Consider the following 20,121-nt stretch of genomic DNA (forward strand, 5'->3'; position numbering starts at 1 on the left):
GGCATCCAGTGCGGCCGGCCGTAGGCTCGCGATCAGGGTCAGCTCGGGTTCGCCCACCGCCCGACCCTAGACGGCCCGGTCACCCTTCGTCCCCTCAGCCCGGCGGCTCCTCGCCGGTGAGGAGCGACGGATCACGGCGGATCAGCTCGGCCAGCCGGGCCGCCGGGTCCGTGCTCAGCCCCTCCCGGGGGGCGGAGGAGTCGGGCCCGACGTTCGCCGACATCGGCCAGGCCGGTGGCGGCGAACTGGGCTGCGCGCTGACCGTGACCTGCTGGTCGGCCCAGGCCACCCGCAGGTCGTACGCCTGCCCGTCGTGGTCGATCCGGGCGGTCACGCTCGCCCCCGGGTGCGCCGCGACGACCGCGCGCAGCGCCTCGGCGGCCTCCTCCACGACGTGACGCGGCGGTGCCTCCCGGGGCGGTTCGCGGGTCACGACCCAGCCGGGCCCGGCGTTACGGCCGTCGATCCGGCTCAACCCGGAGCCGGGCGCGCGGCCCGGGTCCGGTGGTGAATCGGGCTGGTCGTCGGCCGTCGGATCGGTGGACCGGCGGCGCAGCGCCTCTTCGCGCCGGCGCATCCGGGCCAGGGTCTCGTCCAGTCCGCCTCTCATCCGCCTCACCCCTTCCCACGGGGGCCGCGAGCCGGTCGGCTCAGGCCCGCTTGTCCCGGGTGGCCCGGTCCAGCGCCCGGTCCAGGACGACCAGTAGGGCGTCCCGCACCGAGAGCCGGTCCCGGGCGTCGAACTGCACCAGAGGTACATGTTCGCCGATCGCCAGGGCCCACCGGATCGCACCGAGGTCGTGCGCCAGTCGCCCGTCGAAGGCGTTCACCCCGACCACGAAGGGCAGTCCCGCCCGTTCGAAGAAGTCGATCGCCGGGTAGCAGTCGTCCAGCCGGGCGCTGTCGACCACCACCAGCGCGCCGAGCGCTCCCCGGGCCAGGTCGTCCCACATGAACCCGAAGCGGGCCTGGCCGGGCGTGCCGAACAGGTAGAGCTTCAGGCTGCGGTCGATGGTGACGCAGCCGAAGTCCATCGCCACCGTGGTGGTGGTCTTCTCGGAGCGTTGACCTGGATCGTCGACACCGAGCCCGGCGATCGTCATCTCCGCCTCGGTGGTCAGCGGGACGATCTCCGAGATGGAGCCGACGGTGGTCGTCTTGCCGACCCCGAAGCCGCCGGCTATCAGGATCTTGACGGGGACCGGCGGCTTCGCCCGGGACGTGCCGGTCGCGGCAGGTGGCGCGGCCAGCGGCCGGTACGGCGGCGGGGCCACCGGAGGCAGGCTCGGTGGGGGCGGCGGCGGGGTGGCCCGACCCACGGGCGGCGGGGTCGGTGCCGGTGCCGACCCCCCGTAGCGGGCTGCGGCGCTGTTGCCGGCGAGCGTGCCCTGTGGGGCGACCGGCCAGTCAGGAGATTGCACGTAGTCCATCAATCACTCGCAGGATGACGTCGGGGTCGAGGGCGTCGTCGGCGTCGGTGACGTGTACGTCCAGATGGCCGGCGGCCCGCAGGTCGCCCACCAGGACCCGGGTCACACCGAAGTGCAACCTGGTCTTGGCGGAGATCTCGGCGACCGAGATCGGTTCACCGCAGAGCGCCACGATCGCCTGCAGTTCCGGGCCCAGCCGGGCGGCCGTGACGCTCCACGGATCGATGGTCGGCCGGGTGGTCACCTGGGTCTCCAGGCCGATCGTCGGGTCGGCGCCGTCCACCCGACCGGCCGTGAGCACGAACGGGCGGGGTCCGGTCGGCCCGGTCGCCTCGGGTTGCGTTCCGAGCGCCGCCGGTGCGCCTGCGCTGCCGGCGTCGCCGGCCGGGGAGGGCTCGCGCAGGTAGGGCCGGATCCGGATCACCGGCTCCGGTTCCGCACCGGCGGCGTCGGGGCTCACTGCTGAACGGAGTTCTTTAGTTCGGCGATCAGGCGCGGCGTGAGCGCACTACCGGCCCGACCGGCGAAGAGGGTCATCTCGTAGGCGACAGTGCCCAGGTTGGCCGACCGGTCGGCGACCACGCCGAGCACCGAGCCACTGCTGATCGCGCTGATCAGCAGGTATCCCTCGGCCATGTCCACCACGACCCGGTTCAGCCCGCCCAGCGCGTACCAGCTGGCGGCACCTCCGGCCAGGCTGGTCATGCCGGACACGACCGCGGCGAGGCGCTCCGCGTTGGACCGGTCCTTGATCGCGGACATGGCCATCAGCAGCCCGTCCGAGGACACGGCGATCGCCTCCAGCACCCCCGCCGTGCCCGAGGTGAAGCTGTCCAGCAGCCAGTTGAAGGTACGGGCCTCGGGGCTGAGGTCACCAGCCGGATGGCCCTGGTGGTCGAGGTTGTCGTGGACGTGCGAGCTGGTCACCGTGGCGTTCCTTCGTCGTCGCTGGGGTCGGGACGGACATCGCGCAGAGCCCGGGCGACGCCGGTCTCGAACGCGGTGATGAGATCGCGGACCTCGGCCGGATCGCCGGGGTGCTGGGCGAGCGGTTGCCGGGGTGGCGGCACGATCAGGTTCGCGCCCGGTACCCGCCGGGTCAGCCGTGCCGGGTTGCCGGACGGCGCCGGCTCGACCGGCTGCGGGAGGGCTTGCGCCTGGCTCTGCTCGGCCCGGCGTACCCCCGCCTCGAAGTCCTCGACGAGGGCGCGCGCGGCGGTCGGGTCGGCGCTGGTGGCGTCCACCGGACCCACCCGCGGTGCGGTAGCCGGCAGGCTGGCCCCCGGAACCCGCTGGCGGATCCCGGGCAGCGGGGCCGGCGGGGTGATGCCCGGGCTCGTGGCGAAGGCGTCCCAGGACTCGGAGAGTTCCATGCTCTCGGTGGCCCGGGTCAGCAACGTCTGGTCGAATCCGGGGAGCACCATGGCGTCGCCCGGCCGCCGGTCGACGCCGCCGGCCACGGCCGGCGCGTGCCCGGGCCGGGGCTTGGCGTCCGGTTCCGGCCGATCCTGGGACGACGCCGCCGGCCCGGGCTGGTGCCGGGCCGGCACGGCGGCCGGGGCGGTCCCGCCGACCGGGGCGAGCGGGGCACCGGCCTGCTCGGGTGCACCGACCATCAGCGACGACCGGGGGACCAGCAGGGTGGCGGTGACGCCACCGCCCGGGGTCGCCCGCAGGGAGACCGCCCAGCCGTGCCGGCGGGCCAGCCGGCCCACCACGAAGAGTCCGAGCACCTCGGTCGGGGCGAGGTCCAGCCGCTCCCGGCGGGTGAGCCGGGCGTTCTCATCGGCCAGCCGGGCCTCGGTCATCCCGATCCCGTGGTCCACCACGGTCAGGCACGCGCCGCCGTCGGTGAGCTCGCCGCCGACCACCACCCGGGTGTGCGGCGGGGAGAAGACGGTGGCGTTCTCCATCAGCTCGGCCAGCGCCAGCATCAGATCGCCGATGATCGCCGGTGCGGCCGCGACCTCGGTCGGGACCTGTACGTCCACCCGGGTGTAGTCCTCGATCTCACCCAGGGCCAGCCGGACCACGTCGGACAGCGAGACCGGCGCGACGTGTGTGTCGTCGCCCGCCGCCCCGGAGAGCACCACGAGATTGCCCGCGTTACGCCGCAGCCGGCTGGAGATGTGGTCGAGCCGGTACAGGTTCTCCAGCCGTCCGGGCTCGGTCTCCTGCTGCTCCAACCGGTCGATCAGGGCGATCTGCCGACCGACCAGGTTCTGGGTACGCCGACCGACGTGACCGAACATCTGGGCCACGTTGCGCCGGCTCGCCACCTGCCGTTCCACCAGCTGGGCGGCCGTGCTCTGCACCCGCTCGAAGGCTCGGGCCAGGTCGCCGATCTCGTCCCGCGCGCGTACGTCGACCGGGTCGAGGCGGATCGGCTGGGCGTTGTCCGCCTCGTCGTCGCCGACCCGGACCAGCTCGGATTCGGCAACCCGGGCGACCCGGTCGGCGGAGCGGGTGAGCCGGGTCAGCGGCCGGGCCACCGTCCGGCCGATCGCCAGGGCGAGCAGGACGACGACGATCAGGATCAGCGTGACCAGGGCGGTCACCCAGTACGCCGCGAGCAGCGCCGCCTGCCGCTGGGCGCGCACCTCGGCGGTGACGTCGGTGACCAGCTTCTTCTCCACGAACTGGCCCAGGGTGATCAGTGAGAACACGGTCGGGAAGAGGGTCTCCACGGTCATCTGGGAGACCGAGCCCACCGGGTCGAGGGCGCTCTGTTCGAGGAACTCCGGGCTGGACCGGGTGGCCACCGCGGTCTGCTCGACGGTGATCAGGTCCAACTGCTCGGGGGTGAGCAGGCCGAGCACCCGCTCGTTCTCCGACCGGAGGGTGGCCATGTTGGCCACGTAGGCGGTGGCGATCTGCGGGCTCGGGTCGGCCGCGACCAGCACGATCATCGCGCCGCCGGTGCTGAGCCCCTCGCTCTTGCGCAGGATGTGGTCCAGGGCGAGCACCTGCCGACCGGCCGGGGTTCGGGTGTCCACGGCGTACGGCAGGCGCAAGGAGTTGATCAAGGCCAGGTGCACCGGCCCGTACCCGCCGATGATCTGTTGGGGGTCGGCCTGTCCGGCCAGCGCCGCCGCCCGGACCTCGGCCAGCTGCCGGACCCCGCCGAGGGCCGAGTCCACCTCGGCCGGCAGCTCATCGCCGAGCTCGCCGCGCAGGTCGACGATCCGATCGTCCACCTCCGCGATCTCCTGCACCAGATCGCTGCGCTCGGCCTGCCCGAGGAGCAGACCGATGGCGAGCATGCGTTCGCGCTGGAGGTGTTGGAGCAGGGTGCCGACCCGGCTGGCCACCTTGACGGTGCTGGCGATGTCGCCGGCCTGCTGGGCCACCCCGGCCCGCTCCCAGAACACCGGGATGGTCAGCCCGAGCATGCCGAGCAGGGGAATGATCACCAGTAGGGCGAGCTTGCCCCGGATCCGGAGCCTACCGAGCAGCATCGAAGGGCCTCCACCGCTCTGGTTCGTGGCCCTGCCCGACCGGCTGGAGCCCCGGCGGCTGCTCGCTCGCCGGGCGAACGGCCACCGGCTCCCACCGCCGCCCGGTGGATCCGTCGGCCCGATCCGATCCGCCGAGGCCGCTGCCGGTGCTGCTGTCGGACGGCTCCGGGCCGGTGGCGGTGTCCCGCGGACGCGACACCCAGCCGCTCGCCGCGAGGGCGATCAGGAGCAGCCCGGCGAGGCCGCCCGCGCCGAGGATCCGCAGGGTGTCCCGGTCCATCTGGTCGATCCGCTCCACCAGCAGCCGGTCGATCTCGTCGAGGAGAACTGGCTGGAGCTGCTTGGCGGCGCGCTGCGCCTCGGTCCGGGCGGCGGAGAGCCGGGTGATGTCCACCGTGCCCGTCCGGTCGGTCAGCTGGGAGTGGATGGCCATCGCCTCGACCGCCCGCTGATAGGCGTCGAAGGGGGTGAGCACGCTCGTGCCCAGGTCGGCGCTCTCGGTGCTGTCGACCACCGCTCGCAGGTTGTTCACCAGGTCGTTGGCCGGTTGGAGAGCGGCGAACCGGAGGGTGGCCAGCTCGCTCAGGGAGCGGACCCGGTCGGCGGCGGGCCGCCGCTCGATCAGCACGGCCAGGTCGGTGAGCCGCCCGGCAGCGACCATCGCCTCCGGCATCTCCTCCCCGACGCCGTCCTGGAGAAAGTACGAGGCGGCACCGGAGTCGCGGATCAGGCCCGAGGTCTCCCGTACCTTGCCGTGCAGGGCCAGCAGCAGGTCGGTGACCTCCCCGTACGCGGCGAAGGCGGCCTCCGGGTCGGCCAGCGATCGGTCGGGCAACGCCTCCAGCTTCGCGCGCAGCCCGGCCCACCGCTCGCTGGTGCTCAACTCGCCGCCGATCCGGACGTCCACCGCCGTGACCTGCTCCACCGCCCGGTCCAGGATGTCCCGAGGCAGTGGCTGGCCAGTGACGGCGGCGCTCTGCGCATCCACCAGTGCCTCGGTGACCGGACCGAGGGCGCGGAGATACTCGACGCCCAGCCGCTCCTGTTCGACGACCCTGCGGTCGGTGTCGACGAGCCGGTGGGCCTGCCCGACGAGGAACGCCACCGGCAACAGCAGCACGGTGGCGAGAAGCAGCGGCAACAGGCGGCCCGATGTCCGGGGCCGGCGACGGACCCGCGGAGCGGGAACGGTCATGGTGGTCTCCTCCGGCGATGGCACAGCTTCGGGGGACGGCGCCGACGAGCTGGTCCCGTGGGCCGGACCGGAAACTAATCGAACCGGAACTGCCTGGAGCTGGTCTGCGTCGGTCAGGTTTGCGTCACTTCGAGCGATGTGACGCAGAACCCGCAAGGCGGTCACGGTGTGTGTTTTTGCCGGAGGGTAAAGACATGCTTGGATGCGGAATCCGATAAAAGGCATGAATTTCCATGATGCGAAGTCGTGCCAAGGTTCGCCCGGGGGACGTTGTGCGGTCGACCTCTTGCGGATGACGATCGGCTGCTCAGAACGGACGTACGGCGGATCTCAGCTAGTACTCAGGTTGCGGGCCGTACCGTGTGCCGAATGAGATCGCCGTTCCCGGCCGCGCGGATCCGTCGTGTCCTGCCCACCGGCCGCCGGGCCGTCGCCGCATCGGTGGCCGTCGCCCTGCTGGCGGCGGTCGTGGTCTGGGCGGTCTGGCCGGACCGACCAGGCTTCCGCACCGAGTCCGCGATGCTCACCGTCCGATCCGGTCCGGCCGGTGACGAGCCGGTCGACCTGGACACCACGCTGTACCTCCCGCGTGACGCGTCCGCCGACCGGAAGGTGCCCGCGGTGCTGCTCGCCCACGGCTTCGGCGGCACCAAGAACTCCGTCCGGACCGACGCCGAGGACCTGGCCGATCGCGGGTACGCCGTACTGACCTGGACCGCCCGGGGCTTCGGTCGCAGCGGCGGGCAGATTCATCTGGACCACCCCGACTTCGAGGTACGCGATGCCCAGCGCCTGCTGGACTGGCTGGCGGGCCGCCCGGAGATCCGGACCGACGCGGCGGGTGACCCCCGCGTCGGCGTGGTCGGCGGCTCCTACGGCGGGGCCCTGGCGCTGCTGCTCGCCGCCCAGGACCAACGGGTGGACGCGATCGTTCCCCTGATCACTTGGAACGACCTGTCCCGCGCCTTCCTGCCGGAGAGCACCGGCGCGGCGCCGACCGAGGGAGTGTTCAAGTCCGGCTGGGCCGGCATCTTCTTCGGCGGTGGCGGAAACAGCGGCTCCGGTCCGGCCGGGATCTCCGGCAGCACCGCCGAGGCGTCGGAGGGAGCACCCGCCTCCGCCGGTCCGCCGAGCCCCGCGCCGGGCACCGGACCGGGAACCGCCCCCGGTGCCCCGACCGATGGCGGTGCCGCCGACCCCTCCTGTGGCCGGTTCGCCGCCGATGTCTGCGCCGCGTACCTGCGCATCGCCGCCACCGGCCGGGCCGACCAGGCCGCCGTCGACCTGCTGCGCCGCTCCAGCCCGGCCGGAGTGCTGGACCGGATCAAGGCGCCCACCCTGCTGGTGCAGGGCGCGGCGGACACCCTCTTCCCGCTCGGCGAGGCCGACGCCAACGCCCGGGGCATCGCCGCGGGTGGCACTCCGGTCCGGGTGGCCTGGTTCACCGGCGGGCACGACGGCGGTGAGGGGCCGCGTACCGACTCGGACCGGGTGAAGTTCCTGACCGCGCAGTGGCTCGACCACTACGTCGCGGGCAGCGGGGAAGCCCCGGGCAACACCTTCACCTTCTCCCGGATCGCCGGGTTCGACGCGATGGACCGTGGGCTGGTGGCGACCGGGTACCGCACGGCCGACTACCCCGGCCTGAACGGGGAGTCCCGGCGGGAGGTGGCGGTGGCCGGGCCGATCCAACGGGTGGCGAACCCGCCGGGTCGGAATCCGGCCGCCATCTCCTCGGTGCCGTTCGCCGGATCGCTGAGTTCCCTGCTCGGCGGCGTGGCCGGGGACATACCCGGGCAGCACGCCCGGTTCGAGTCCGAGCCCGTGGCCGAGGCCGTCGACATCGTCGGATCGCCCACCGTGCAGATCCGCGCCGCCTCGGCCAGCGGTGAGGCGGTCCTCTTCGCCAAGCTCTACGACGTCAACCCGGAGGGGGCGGCCACCCTCCCCAGCGGACTGATCGCCCCGATCCGGCTGACCGGCCTGCCGTCGAGCATCGACGCCGCCCAGCCGGTCACCGTCACCCTGCCGACGATCGTCCACCGGGTCGAGGCCGGCCACCGGCTCCGGCTGGTCGTCGCCACCTCGGACCAGGCGTACACCACCCCGATCGAGCCGACTGTCTACACGGTGGCGCTCGGGGATGCGCCGGTGAGCCTGCCGACGGTCAGCGGTGAGCCCATCCCGACCGAGGCGGCGCTCTGGCGCTGGGTGCTGGTCGGGCTGCTCGCCGCGATCGTGGTCGGGCTCGTCGTGCTCGTCGCCGTGCTGCGCCTGCGGCACCGCCGCCAGGACACCTCGGTCCACCCGGAGTACGCGGACACCCCGTTGGCCGTGCGCCAGCTGCGCAAGGAGTACGCCGACGGCTTCGTCGCGGTCTCCGAGGTGGACTTCGAGGTGCACCCCGGTCAGGTGGTCGGTCTGCTCGGGCCCAACGGCGCCGGCAAGACCACCACGCTGCGGGTGCTGATGGGGCTGACCCAGCCGACCGCCGGGGAGATCTACGTCTTCGGGCACCGGCTGGTGCCGGGCTCGCCCGTGCTGTCGAGGATCGGCGCGCTGGTCGAGGGTCCCGGCTTCCTGCCGCACCTGTCCGGGCTGGAGAACCTGAAGGCGTACTGGCGGGCGACCGGGCGGCCGGCGGCCGACGCCCACTTCGACCAGGCGCTGGAGATCGCCGGGCTGGGTTCCTCGGTGCACCGGCGGGTACGCAAGTACAGCCACGGCATGAAGCAGCGGTTGGCCATCGCCCAGGCCATGCTCGGCCTGCCGGAGCTGCTGGTGCTCGACGAACCGACCGACGGGCTGGACCCGCCGCAGATCGCCGAGATGCGCCGGGTGCTCCAGCGGTACGCCACCGGCGGCCGGGCGGTGCTGGTCTCCAGCCACCTGCTCGCCGAGGTGGAGCAGACCTGCACCCACGCGGTGGTGGTCAACAAGGGGCGGATCGTCGCCTCCGGGCCGGTCGAGGACATCGTCGGCGAGTCGCCCAGCGTGCTGTTCGAGGTGACCGACCCGGCGGCGGCCCGGACCGTGTTGGACGGTCTCGGCGGTGTCCGGGTGCTGGACGACTCCGACGGGAACCTGGTGGTCGACACCAACGGCACCGCCCGCAGCGAGGTCGTCGCCGAGCTGGTGCGGGCCGGGATCGGAGTGGACCGGGTGGTGCCCCGGCGCCGCCTGGAGGACGCCTTCCTCGCCCTGGTGGGCGAGAACTCTCGGGGAAGCGGGGACCGGTGATGGCGGGATCGACTGTCGAGCCGACGCGGAGTGCGGCCGGCGTGGCAGCGTCCGGAGCGGCGGCCGGCTATCGGCCGTCGAAGACGCTGCCGTTCGTCGCGGAGTTCCGCCGGCAGGCGTCGCGGCGGCGTACCCAGTTGGCGCTCGGCTTCATGGTGCTGCTGCCGCTGATCATCCTGATCGCGTTCCAGTTCGAATCGGGCGACGACGACAACGGACGGGGTGAGTTCGGCAGCCTCGTCTCGTTCGCCACCTCGGGTGGGTTGAACTTCACCCTGTTCACGATCTTCGTCTCGGCGTCGTTCCTGCTGGTCGTGGTGGTGGCGCTGTTCTGCGGCGACACGGTGGCCAGCGAGGCGAGCTGGGGCAGCCTGCGTTACCTGCTGGCGGTGCCGGTGCCCCGGGCCCGGTTGCTCGCGGTGAAGCTGCTGGTCGCGCTCACGTACTCGGCCTTGGCCCTGGTGCTGCTCGCCGGCACGGCGCTGCTGATCGGGACCCTGAGATACGGCTGGTCGCCGCTGCGCAGCACGGTCGCCGCGCAGCTGGAGCCGGCCGAGGGGCTGCTGCGCCTGCTCATGGTGCTCGGCTACCTGGCGGTCGTCCTGCTGGTGGTCGCCGGCCTGGCGTTCCTGCTCTCGGTGATCACGGACGCGGCGCTCGGCGCGGTCGGCGGCGCGGTGCTGCTGTGGATCCTGTCCAGCATCCTGGACCAGATCACCGCGCTCGGCGCGATCCGGTCGTTCCTGCCGACCCACTACAGCACGGCCTGGCTCGGGTTGCTCTCCACGCCGGTACAGACCGACGACCTCGTCCGGGGTGCCGTCTCGGCGATCTGCTACGCCACCCTCTTCTGGGGGCTGGCCTTCTGGCGCTTCACCCGCAAGGACATCACCAGCTGACGCCGGCCGCCGGCCGGGTCGGCTCAGAGCAGCGGGACCGCGGAGGTGGACGGCGTCCCGGGCGTCGGCGTGGGCGTCGTCGGCACCCGTTTCCGCCAGGCGCTGACCCCGATCCGGTCGGCCAGGACCAGCGGCCGGGGCGGCTTGTCGAAGCCCGAGGTGATCTCCCCGGGCATCATCGCACTGGCCGCGGCGTCGGCGTGGCCCCGCGCGTCACGCACGCCAGCGCAGCGCTACCCGGGTCACTTGAGGGATCGCTCACAGGCTGAGATCGACGGGAGACGAGCGGGGCGGGATTGCCTAGACTCGACGGCACAACTGCATACCTCATCCAGAGGGGCTGAGGGATACGGCCCGACGACGCCCCGGCAACCACCCCCCGCGCTCATCGTTGAGCGCCCGGCGGGGCAGGTGCCAATTCCGTCCCCGCCGCAGGGTGCGATGCGGGGAAAGATGAGAGGACCTCGACATGTCGTCGACGCTCGCCCCTTCCGGCATTGACACCACCGCCAGCCCCGCCCGCGCACTGGTCTGCCGCGCCTGTTCGGCCCGCTACCCACTCGCCGCCCAGCACGCCTGTTACGAGTGTTTCGGTCCGCTGGAGGTCGACTACGACCCCGCCGCCCTGGCCACCGTCACCCGGGAGCAGATCGAGGCCGGCCCCCGCAACCTCTGGCGGTATGCCAGCCTGCTGCCCGCCGGCCAGGACCCGGCCACCCGGGTCACCCTGGATCCGGGATTCACCCCCCTGGTAGCCGCCGACCGGCTCGCCGCCGAGCTGGGCATCACCGCCCCGCTGTGGGTCAAGGACGACAGCGCCAACCCCACCCACTCGTTCAAGGACCGGGTGGTGTCGGTGGCGCTGAGTGCGGCCCGGGCGTTGGGCTTCACCCGGTACGCCTGCGCCTCCACCGGCAACCTGGCCAACTCGGTCGCCGCGCACGCGGCCCGGGTGGGCGCGCCGTCGGTGGTCTTCATCCCCAGTGACCTGGAGCAGGGCAAGGTCGTGACCACTGCGGTCTACGGCGGCGACCTGGTCGCGATCGACGGCTCGTATGACGATGTGAACCGGCTCTGCGGCGAGCTGGTGGAGACCGACGAGTTCGAGGACACGGCGTTCGTCAATGTGAACGTCCGGCCGTACTACGCGGAGGGCTCGAAGACGCTCGGCTACGAGGTCGCCGAGCAGCTCGGCTGGCGGATCCCGGCCCAGGTGGTCATTCCGATGGCCTCCGGCGAGCTGCTCACCAAGATTGACAAGGCGTTCACCGAGTTGGTGGAGATCGGGCTGGTCGACGCGCCGGCCGGCGGCTGGAGGGTTTTCGGGGCGCAGTCGGCCGGCTGCAACCCGATCGCCACCGCGCTGCACGCGGGCAGCGACATCATCACCCCGGTCAAGCCCACCGGGATTGCGAAGTCGCTCAACATCGGTGACCCGGCGGCCGGCCTGTACGCCCTCGAAGCGGTACGCCGCACCGGCGGCTGGATGGAGTACGTCGACGACGACGAGATCCGCGCCGGCGTGCGGCTGCTGGCGCGTACCACCGGGATTTTCGCGGAGACCGCCGGCGGGGTGACCGTGGCGGTCCTGCGCAAGCTGGTCGAGTCCGGCCGGCTGGACCCGGCCGCCGAGACCGTGGTGTTCAACACCGGCGAGGGGCTCAAGACGCTCGACGCCGTCGCCGGCCAGGTGGGCCCGACCCACCGGATCAAGCCGTCGCTGCGCGCCGCCCGCGACGCCGGCCTGCTCGGCTGAGGCCGTCGTTCGGCCGGTGCTCGGCGGTGCGATGGTGGGGTGGTGGATCGCCCGAGTGGGGGATCGGGCGGATCCGCCGGGTAACCGGCTTTTCGCAGTGAGTGCGGAAAACACGCCGTCGGGGACTTGACGGCAGGAACCGGACGGCGCAAGATGCTCCGTGCGGGAGGGCGTTTCGCCGTAGACTCTCAGTCTTTACGACCCAACGCCGGAGGCGTTGTGCGATCGACCCTCCCGACCAACGTCCGAACGGGCCAGCGGAAAATTCGCTGGCCCGTTCGTTTGTCGTGGCGCACGCTGCGAGCATGACCATCACCATCACGACCTTCGGGCCCGCCGACGAGTCGGCGATCGAGCAGGCGTACCAGGTCGGTGCGGCGTCCGAGGCCGTGGACGCGCCCGACTTCCCGCCGTTCTGCCGGCGACGGTTCACGGCGATGGTCCGCCATCCGATGCCGGGCAACGCACCGGTGAACCTGCTGGCCCGGCTCGACGGCGAGCCCGCCGGCCACCTCGTGCTCGACCTGCCGCAGCTGGACAACACCGAGAACGCCTCGGCCGACCTGGTCGTGCACCCGGCGTACCGCCGGCGGGGCGTGGGCCGCGCGCTGCACGAGCACGTCCTCGGCCTGCTGCGCGAGCTGGGACGCAAACGGGTGACCGCGATGAGCCCGACCTACCTGCCCGGCACGACCGACCAACCGTCGCCCGGCGCCGCGTTCGCCGCGACCATCGGCGCGGGATGCGCGTTGGTCGACGTGCGGCGGCGGCTGGCCACCGCCGACCTCGACCAGGCGGGGCTGGACTCGCTGCTGGCGGGGGCCTGGGCCAAGGCGTCCGGGTACCAGGTTTTGCACTGGCGCGGGCACACCCCGGACGAACTCGCCGCCGACGTCGCGTACCTCGACGGGCGACTGCTGGCCGACGCGCCAATGGGCGACCTGGCGTGGGAGCCCGAGCAGGTCGACGCGGAGCGGCTGCGCGGCACCGAACTCGCGCTGGACGCGCGTGGCCGGCGCCGCTACCACGTCGGGGTGCGCCACGAGGAGTCCGGCCGGTTGGTCGCGTGGACCCTGCTGGACGTCGGCGCGTCCGCGGACTGGCACGCGTTCCAGCAGATCACCATCGTGGACCCGGAGCACCGTGGGCACCGACTCGGCCTGCTGGCCAAGATCGAGAACCTGCGGCATCTGCTCGCCCACGAGCCTGCCGTCCGCGTGATCGACACCTTCAACGCGGAGAGCAACGACCACATGATCATAATCAACGAGCAGCTCGGCTTCCGGCCGGTCGACCGGTGGAGCAACTGGCAGCTCACCCTGTGACGGACGGGAAATCCGGTGGCGCCGGCGGGCGGGCAGCGGGCATCCTCCGGGCCATGGACATCACCGTCGATCCGTACGACCCCACCAACGAGGCCGCGCTCGACGAGGCGTACCGGATCGTCGCGGCCGCGCAGGCCGTGGCGGAGAAGGTGGACGCCGAGCGGTTCCGGGAGATGGAGCGGATCCGGGCGTTGCGTGGCCGGCGACGCTACCACCTGGGTGCGGTGCACGAGGCGACCGGCCGGATGGTCGCCTGGACGATGATCGACATGGGCCCGTCGGCGACCTGGCACGCCTCTCAGGAGATCACCATCGTCGACCCGGCGCACCGGGGTCACCGTCTCGGCCTGCTGATCAAGGTCGAGAACCTGCGGCACGCGCTGGCGCACGAGCCGGCGTTGCGCGCGATCGACACCTGGAACGCGGCGGCCAACGACCACATGATCAGCATCAACGAGCAGCTCGGCTTCCGGCCGGTCGACGCCGGGGCCTGCTGGCAGCTGACGATCTGAGTTGTGACACGCCCCTACTGATCGCGGGGCTTTGTGTTGCATGATGGCGGGCATGACGGACACCCCGCACCCCCTGCACGACAGGCACGCCGAGACCCTCAACCGTGCGCTGACCGCGATCACGGAGCGGGGGTACTGGTCCGCCTACCCGGAATCGCCCAGCCCCCGGGTGTACGGCGAGAACGCGGCCGCCGACGGCAAGGCCGCCTTCGAGGCGTACCTGGGCGGAGACTTCCCGCTCGACCAGCCGGGCGACGGCGACCTGGTCGCCACCGAGACCAGCCCGTTCGGCGTCGAGCTGAACGTGCGCTACCCGCACGCCACCGCCGACCAACTCGTCGCCGCCGCGTCGGCCGGGCTGCCCGGCTGGCGCGACGCCGGCCCTCAGGCCCGGGTGGGTGTCTGCCTGGAGATCCTCGACCGGCTGCACAAGAACGTTTTCGAGCTGGCCAACGCGGTGCAGTTCACCAGCGGCCAGGCGTTCGTGATGGCCTTCCAGGCCGGTGGCGCGCACGCGCTGGACCGCGCGCTGGAGGCGATCGCCTATTCGTACGCGGAGATGACCCGGCACCCCGGCACGGCCGGCTGGGAGAAGGCCGCCGGCAAGGGCGACCCGCTGCGGATGACCAAGACCTTCCACGTGGTGCCCCGCGGTGTCGCCCTGGTCATCGGCTGCAACACGTTCCCGACCTGGAACTCGTACCCCGGTCTGTTCGCCTCGCTGGTGACCGGCAACCCGGTGGTGGTCAAGCCCCACCCGCGCGCCGTGCTCCCGCTGGCCATCACGGTGCGCTACGCCCGCGAGGTGCTCGCCGAGGCCGGCTTCGACCCGAACCTGGTGCTGCTCGCCCCGGAGGCCCCCGGCGAGAAGCTCGCCTCGACGCTGGCCCTGCACCCGTCCGTCAAGATCGTCGACTTCACCGGCTCGACCGAGTACGGCGACTGGCTGGAGGCCAACGCCCGGCAGGCGGCCGTCTACACGGAGAAGGCCGGGCTGAACACGGTGGTGATCGACTCCACCGACGACTTCGCCGGGATGTGCCGCAACCTCGGCTTCACCCTGACGCTCTACAGCGGCCAGATGTGCACCACCTCGCAGAACATCCTGATCCCCCGGGACGGGATCGACACCGACCAGGGGCACAAGAGCTTCGACGAGGTGGCCGCCGGGATCGCCGCGACGGTCGGCAAGCTCACCGCCGACCCGGCCCGGGGCGTCGAGCTGACCGGCGCGATCGTCAACGACGGCGTGCTGGAGCGCCTGGACGAGGTCACCAAGGTCGGCGAGACGGTCCTGGAATCCCGTACGGTCGAGCACCCGGCCTTCCCCGGCGCCGTCGTGCGTACGCCGACCATCGTCAAGCTGGACGCCGGCGACACCGCGACCTACTCGCGGGAGTGGTTCGGGCCGATCTCCTTCGCCATCGCCACCGACTCCACGGCGCACAGCCTGGAGATCCTGCGCGCGACGGTGGGGGAGAAGGGCGCGCTGACCGCGGCGGTCTACTCCATCGACGAGGCGGTGCTGGACGCCACCGAGACCGCCGCGATCGAGGTCGGGGTGCACCTGTCGGGCAACCTCACCGGCGGGGTCTTCGTGAACCAGTCGGCGGCCTTCTCCGACTTCCACGGCAGCGGGGCGAACGCGGCCGCCAACTCGGCGCTGACCGATGGGGCGTACGTGGCCAACCGGTTCCGCATCGTGCAGAGCCGCCGGCACGTCTAGTGGTTGCGGTTGGGGGTTCCGGGGCAGCCCGACCCGCTCCAGGCGGTCAGGCTTGATCCTTCCGCGGGTCAGGCTGCCCCGGAACCCTCCCGTGTCACCGTGGGCCGTGGCCGACGCCGATCTTGGTACGAAAGTGCCCCGGGCGGGGCACTTTCGTACCAAGATCGAGTCGTGGCCCGGGGCGGTGCGTCAGGCCCGGCGGCGCATCTGGAGTTCGCGGAGGGTGGGAATCGTGGGGTGGGGGACGCGTACGCCGGTGTCGACGAAGCCCACTCGCTGGTATGCCCGGTAGGCGCGGTCGTTGCCCACCACCACTTCGAGCATCAGCTCATCCCGCCGACAGGCCCGGGACCAGGCCGCCACCGCGGCCACCAGGTCGGTGAGCAGGCCGCTGCCGCGCCAGGCCGGCGTGATGTAGATCGCGTAGAGCACGGTGACATCCGGCTCTGTGGGGTGCGCGATCCCGCCCGCGTGCCCGACCAGCCGGCCGCCCGGGTCCGCCACGAACTGCGCGGTGTCGGCGCCGGCCGAGACCCGGGCGACCCGGGCGGCGTACTCGGCGTGCGGGCGGGCGGCCGCTTCGGCGACGGTCTCCAGGAAGGCCAGCGGGGCGTCGGCGAGCATCTCCAGGCGCAGCGCGCGCATCCGGCCGGCGTCCGTGGGCCGGACCCGCCGGATCTCGGCGAGGCCTCGGCCCGTCCCGTCCGCGACGGTGGTCATGCCCGAATGCCTACCACAATGATGTACGACGATGTCGTCGGCCGAAATATGTCCGATTTGTGGTCGTGCGCCGCCGTCACGCCTCGTGTACCGTGCGATTTCGGTCACCGTTTCAGTGGTCCTCGCCGATCGCCGAAACCGGTGGTTCCGGGGTGCCGGCGCGCCGGCAGTCCGGGTAGTGGAACGCCGCGCAGAGTGAGGACAACACCGTGGCACAGGGCACCGTGAAGTGGTTCAACGCCGAGAAGGGCTACGGCTTCATCGCCGTCGACGGCGGGCAGGATGTCTTCGTCCACTTCTCCGCGATCGAGATGGACGGCTACAAGGCGCTGGACGACGGCCAGCGGGTGGAATTCGAGATCGCCCAGGGCCAGAAGGGCCCCCAGGCCGAGCAGGTACGCGTCATCGCCTGAGTGCATGCCACCCACCCCGCCGGCCGATCGTCGGCGGGGGTGGCTTGATCGTGGCCGGTGGGGGCTGCGGCGCGGGCACCCTACAAGGGAAGATCATGAGCCGATCCAGCCGTCGCTGAGGAGCGTTCATGTCCGACCAGCCGCCCCCGGCAGTTCCGTCCTCGTCGCCCCCTGGCGAACCGGACCCGTCCGCCGGTCAGGCCGGCCCGCAGCCACCTCACCCGGCGGCCTCCGGCCCGCAGCCGCCTGACCCGGCCGCCCCCGGCGCGCTGCCGCCTGGCCTGGCCGCTCCCGGCCCGGTGGGCGCTCCGCCGCCCTGGGGCGGATACCCCGCCGGTGCGGCACCCGGCCAGCCCGGCATGCCGAACCCCTATCCGGGTCAGCCGCCCTATCCGGGTCAGCCTTACCCCGGCCAGCCCGATCCGAGCCAGCCCTATCCGAGTCAGCCCTATCCGAGCCAGCCCTATCCGAGTCAGGCCTACCCCGGGGCCGACCCGGGTCAGCCGCCCTATGGCTGGTACCAGCCGGCCGGGTATGCCCTCGATCCGTCCGACGCCCTGGTCACTCCGCCCGGTGCCGGGCTGGGCGGCTGGTTCGCCCGCTGCGTGGGCGCGGTCCGCCGAGGCTGGCAGCTGCTGCTGCCGATCGTCGCGCTCACCCAGGTGCTGCCGGCGGCGGTGCTGTCGATGTTCGTGCTGGCCGTCGACTCGTCGGCCCGCTGGGAGGCCGAGCTTGCCAGCGACACGGACGGGCTGCCCGCGGCCTTCTGGGCCGACATGTCCGCGCTGCTGGGCGTGCTGTTCGGGGGGACTCTGGTCTTCCTTCTGGTGCAGTGCGTCGGGTGGGCCGCCGGCACCTGGGTGATCGCCCGGCAGGCGGCCGGTCAGCCGACCGACCTCGGAACCGCGCTGCGCTACGGCCTGCGGCGGGCGCTCGGCCTCTGGGGCTGGAGCCTGGTTTTCGAGCTGCTCATCCTGGTCGGCCTCTGCTTCTGTTTCCTGCCCGGCATCTACGCGGTGTTCGCGCTGGCCATGGCCGGACCGGTGTACCTGTTCGAGCGGAGTGACCCGATCGGCCGGTCGCACCGGATGCTGCGGAACCGACCGGGGCTGGTGCTCGGCCGGGTGGCGCTGGTGCTGTTGGCCGTGATCGGCGTCTCGCTGGCCGCGAGCCTGGTGGAGTCGGTGGCGGTCCTGCCGCTCGGTGCAGCACCGCTGGACACCCCGGGTACGGCGGTGGCTGCCGTGCTGACGATCGCGGTGACGGCGCTGCTGGCGCTGCCGGCCCACCTCGCCCAGCTGGTCGGACTGGTCGTCACGTACGCCGAGCAGCGGGCTCACGAGGGCCCGGTGAACAGCGCGCAACTGGCCGCCGAACTCGGCTGAGCCGGGCCGTCGTGCTTGCACTCGGCAGGGCAGAGTGCTAAACAAGTCATTGGCACTCGCATAGCGTGAGTGCCAGATGGTCGGGACGGTGGGGTCACGGCCGCGCTCGTGGCATAACCACGGGCGGGGCACATGGCCGGTCGTCGCGGGCTATCCGGCCCGGCCGAGGAGACGTCGCCGTCGCCAGGTGGCGACGTCCCAAGGTGCGTACACCAGACGGCCCATCCGGGGCACACCCTCGGGCGGTCCGTGAGTGTCCAGGAGGACAACGCCGTATGGCCAAGATGATCGCGTTCGACGAAGAGGCGCGCCGCGGCCTCGAGCGGGGCATGAACCAGCTCGCCGACGCCGTGAAGGTGACCCTCGGCCCCAAGGGCCGCAACGTCGTGCTCGAGAAGAAGTGGGGTGCCCCCACCATCACCAACGATGGTGTGAGCATCGCCAAGGAGATCGAGCTCGAGGACCCGTACGAGAAGATCGGCGCCGAGCTGGTCAAGGAGGTCGCCAAGAAGACCGACGACGTTGCCGGTGACGGCACGACGACGGCGACCGTCCTGGCCCAGGCTCTCGTTCGCGAGGGTCTGCGCAACGTGGCTGCCGGTGCCAACCCGATGGCCCTGAAGCGGGGCATCGAGGCTGCGGTCGCGAACGTCTCGGAGGAGCTGCTGAAGCTCGCCAAGGACGTCGAGACCAAGGAGCAGATTGCCTCCACCGCCTCCATCTCCGCCGGTGACAACACCGTCGGTGAGATCATCGCCGAGGCGATGGACAAGGTGGGCAAGGAAGGCGTCATCACCGTCGAGGAGAGCAACACCTTCGGGCTGGAGCTGGAGCTCACCGAGGGTATGCGCTTCGACAAGGGCTACATCTCGGCCTACTTCATGACCGACCCGGAGCGTATGGAGGCCGTCTTCGACGACCCGTACATCCTGATCGCCAACAGCAAGATCTCGTCGGTCAAGGACCTGCTCCCGATCCTGGAGAAGGTCATGCAGGGCGGCAAGCCGCTGCTGATCATCGCCGAGGACCTGGAGGGCGAGGCCCTGGCCACCCTGGTGGTCAACAAGGTCCGGGGCACCTTCAAGTCGGTCGCCGTCAAGGCGCCGGGCTTCGGTGACCGCCGCAAGGCCATGCTGACCGACATCGCCATCCTCACCGGTGGTCAGGTCATCAGCGAGGAGGTCGGCCTCAAGCTGGACGCCGCCGGTCTCGACATGCTGGGCCGCGCCCGCAAGGTCGTGGTGACCAAGGACGAGACCACCATCGTCGACGGTGCCGGCGACGCCGAGCAGATCCAGGGCCGGGTCAACCAGATCCGGGCCGAGATCGACAAGAGCGACTCCGACTACGACCGGGAGAAGCTGCAGGAGCGCCTGGCCAAGCTGGCCGGCGGTGTTGCGGTGATCAAGGTCGGCGCGGCCACCGAGGTCGAGCTCAAGGAGCGCAAGCACCGCATCGAGGACGCGGTCCGCAACGCCAAGGCCGCCGTCGAGGAGGGCATCGTCCCGGGTGGTGGTGTCGCGCTGGTGCAGGCCGGCAAGACCGCCTTCGACAAGCTCGACCTGGCCGGCGACGAGGCGACCGGCGCGCAGATCGTCAAGATCGCGCTGGACGCCCCGCTGCGGCAGATCGCCGTCAACGCCGGCCTCGAGGGTGGCGTCGTGGTCGAGCGGGTCCGCAACATCGACCCGGGTCACGGCCTCAACGCCGCGACCGGCGAGTACGTCGACCTGCTGGCCGCGGGCATCATCGACCCGGCCAAGGTGACCCGCTCGGCGCTGCAGAACGCCGCGTCGATCGCCGCGCTGTTCCTCACCACCGAGGCCGTCGTGGCGGACAAGCCGGAGAAGGCCCCGGCCGCCCCGGCTGGTCCGGGTGGCGGGGACATGGACTTCTGAGTCCAGCCCAGCACTAACGCGAAGGGGCGGGCCGCGTCAGCGGTCCGCCCCTTTCGCTATCTGGGCAGGGGGCGCTGGTTGCGTCGCTTCTGCGCCCGGTCGTACGGCGGGCGGTGCGGGACCGGCTCGTCCACCAGGATGAGCGGTTCCTCGGGCGGTTCGGC

The 20,121-nt window shown here is 72.0% G+C and carries 16 protein-coding genes, 1 pseudogene and 1 riboswitch; of the genes and pseudogenes, 9 read left to right on the forward strand and 8 right to left on the reverse strand.

The window, feature by feature from the left end; all coding sequences use genetic code 11:
- Positions 1-94: 94 nt before the first annotated feature.
- From AB0M52_RS12235 to AB0M52_RS12260, 6 genes are read right to left on the reverse strand one after another with little or no spacing between them, the layout of a single operon-like run.
- Positions 95-610, reverse strand: a complete 516-nt coding sequence (locus AB0M52_RS12235) for a hypothetical protein (protein ID WP_363952438.1) — start codon at positions 608-610, stop codon at positions 95-97.
- A gap of 40 nt (positions 611-650) precedes the next feature.
- The gene (locus AB0M52_RS12240; RefSeq protein ID WP_363952441.1) at positions 651-1,430 is read right to left on the reverse strand and encodes an ATP/GTP-binding protein; all 780 of its coding nucleotides are present in this window, start codon (positions 1,428-1,430) and stop codon (positions 651-653) included.
- On the reverse strand, positions 1,408-1,890 hold the full coding sequence (locus tag AB0M52_RS12245; RefSeq protein ID WP_363952443.1) for a DUF742 domain-containing protein: 483 nt from the start codon (positions 1,888-1,890) through the stop codon (positions 1,408-1,410). Before AB0M52_RS12245 ends, AB0M52_RS12240 begins: the two co-directional genes overlap by 23 nt.
- The gene (locus AB0M52_RS12250) at positions 1,887-2,357 is read right to left on the reverse strand and encodes a roadblock/LC7 domain-containing protein (RefSeq protein WP_363952445.1); all 471 of its coding nucleotides are present in this window, start codon (positions 2,355-2,357) and stop codon (positions 1,887-1,889) included. The genes AB0M52_RS12245 and AB0M52_RS12250 overlap by 4 nt, the downstream gene beginning before the upstream one ends.
- A complete protein-coding gene (locus AB0M52_RS12255) occupies positions 2,354-4,888 on the reverse strand; it encodes a nitrate- and nitrite sensing domain-containing protein (protein WP_363952447.1) in 2,535 nt (844 codons plus the stop codon). Before AB0M52_RS12255 ends, AB0M52_RS12250 begins: the two co-directional genes overlap by 4 nt.
- Positions 4,875-6,083 (reverse strand): hypothetical protein, encoded by a 1,209-nt coding sequence (locus AB0M52_RS12260; RefSeq protein WP_363952450.1) that lies wholly within the window; start codon positions 6,081-6,083, stop codon positions 4,875-4,877. The genes AB0M52_RS12255 and AB0M52_RS12260 overlap by 14 nt, the downstream gene beginning before the upstream one ends.
- Before the next feature lie 369 nt (positions 6,084-6,452).
- Between AB0M52_RS12260 and AB0M52_RS12265 the strand changes: the two genes are divergently transcribed.
- A complete protein-coding gene (locus AB0M52_RS12265; RefSeq protein WP_363952452.1) occupies positions 6,453-9,323 on the forward strand; it encodes an alpha/beta fold hydrolase in 2,871 nt (956 codons plus the stop codon).
- On the forward strand, positions 9,323-10,222 hold the full coding sequence (locus tag AB0M52_RS12270) for an ABC transporter permease subunit (protein WP_363952455.1): 900 nt from the start codon (positions 9,323-9,325) through the stop codon (positions 10,220-10,222). The genes AB0M52_RS12265 and AB0M52_RS12270 overlap by 1 nt, the downstream gene beginning before the upstream one ends.
- A gap of 23 nt (positions 10,223-10,245) precedes the next feature.
- Here AB0M52_RS12270 and AB0M52_RS12275 read toward each other — a convergent pair whose 3' ends face one another.
- Positions 10,246-10,443 carry a hypothetical protein gene (locus AB0M52_RS12275; RefSeq protein WP_363952457.1) on the reverse strand — a complete coding sequence of 66 codons (198 nt, stop codon included), beginning with the start codon at positions 10,441-10,443 and terminating at the stop codon, positions 10,246-10,248.
- 103 nt (positions 10,444-10,546) lie between these two features.
- A riboswitch (SAM riboswitch) is annotated at positions 10,547-10,682 on the forward strand.
- Positions 10,683-10,691: 9 nt separating this feature from the next.
- On the opposite strand from AB0M52_RS12275, the gene thrC reads away from it, so the two are divergent.
- The 4 genes and pseudogenes from thrC (at position 10,692) to paaN (ending at position 15,541) form a co-directional block, all read left to right on the forward strand.
- Positions 10,692-11,978, forward strand: a complete 1,287-nt coding sequence (gene thrC / locus AB0M52_RS12280; RefSeq protein WP_363952459.1) for a threonine synthase — start codon at positions 10,692-10,694, stop codon at positions 11,976-11,978.
- Positions 11,979-12,283: 305 nt separating this feature from the next.
- A complete protein-coding gene (locus AB0M52_RS12285; RefSeq protein WP_363952461.1) occupies positions 12,284-13,303 on the forward strand; it encodes a GNAT family N-acetyltransferase in 1,020 nt (339 codons plus the stop codon).
- A 194-nt stretch (positions 13,304-13,497) separates the two neighbouring features.
- Positions 13,498-13,815, forward strand: a pseudogene (locus tag AB0M52_RS12290) (GNAT family N-acetyltransferase); the annotation flags it as partial.
- 52 nt (positions 13,816-13,867) lie between these two features.
- Complete coding sequence (paaN, locus tag AB0M52_RS12295; protein ID WP_363952463.1) at positions 13,868-15,541, forward strand: phenylacetic acid degradation protein PaaN; 1,674 nt, start codon at positions 13,868-13,870, stop codon at positions 15,539-15,541.
- Between the two features lie 189 nt (positions 15,542-15,730).
- On the opposite strand, the gene AB0M52_RS12300 is transcribed toward paaN, so the two are convergent.
- Positions 15,731-16,261 carry a GNAT family N-acetyltransferase gene (locus AB0M52_RS12300; RefSeq protein WP_363952466.1) on the reverse strand — a complete coding sequence of 177 codons (531 nt, stop codon included), beginning with the start codon at positions 16,259-16,261 and terminating at the stop codon, positions 15,731-15,733.
- 209 nt (positions 16,262-16,470) lie between these two features.
- Between AB0M52_RS12300 and AB0M52_RS12305 the strand changes: the two genes are divergently transcribed.
- From AB0M52_RS12305 to groL, 3 genes are all read left to right on the forward strand, one after another.
- A complete protein-coding gene (locus AB0M52_RS12305; protein ID WP_111217633.1) occupies positions 16,471-16,674 on the forward strand; it encodes a cold-shock protein in 204 nt (67 codons plus the stop codon).
- A 128-nt stretch (positions 16,675-16,802) separates the two neighbouring features.
- Complete coding sequence (locus AB0M52_RS12310) at positions 16,803-18,059, forward strand: hypothetical protein (protein ID WP_363952470.1); 1,257 nt, start codon at positions 16,803-16,805, stop codon at positions 18,057-18,059.
- 275 nt (positions 18,060-18,334) lie between these two features.
- On the forward strand, positions 18,335-19,957 hold the full coding sequence (gene groL, locus AB0M52_RS12315) for a chaperonin GroEL (RefSeq protein ID WP_363952473.1): 1,623 nt from the start codon (positions 18,335-18,337) through the stop codon (positions 19,955-19,957).
- Positions 19,958-20,121: the final 164 nt, after the last annotated feature.

The organism is Micromonospora sp. NPDC051296 (assembly GCF_040682255.1).
GTDB lineage: Bacteria > Actinomycetota > Actinomycetes > Mycobacteriales > Micromonosporaceae > Micromonospora > Micromonospora craterilacus.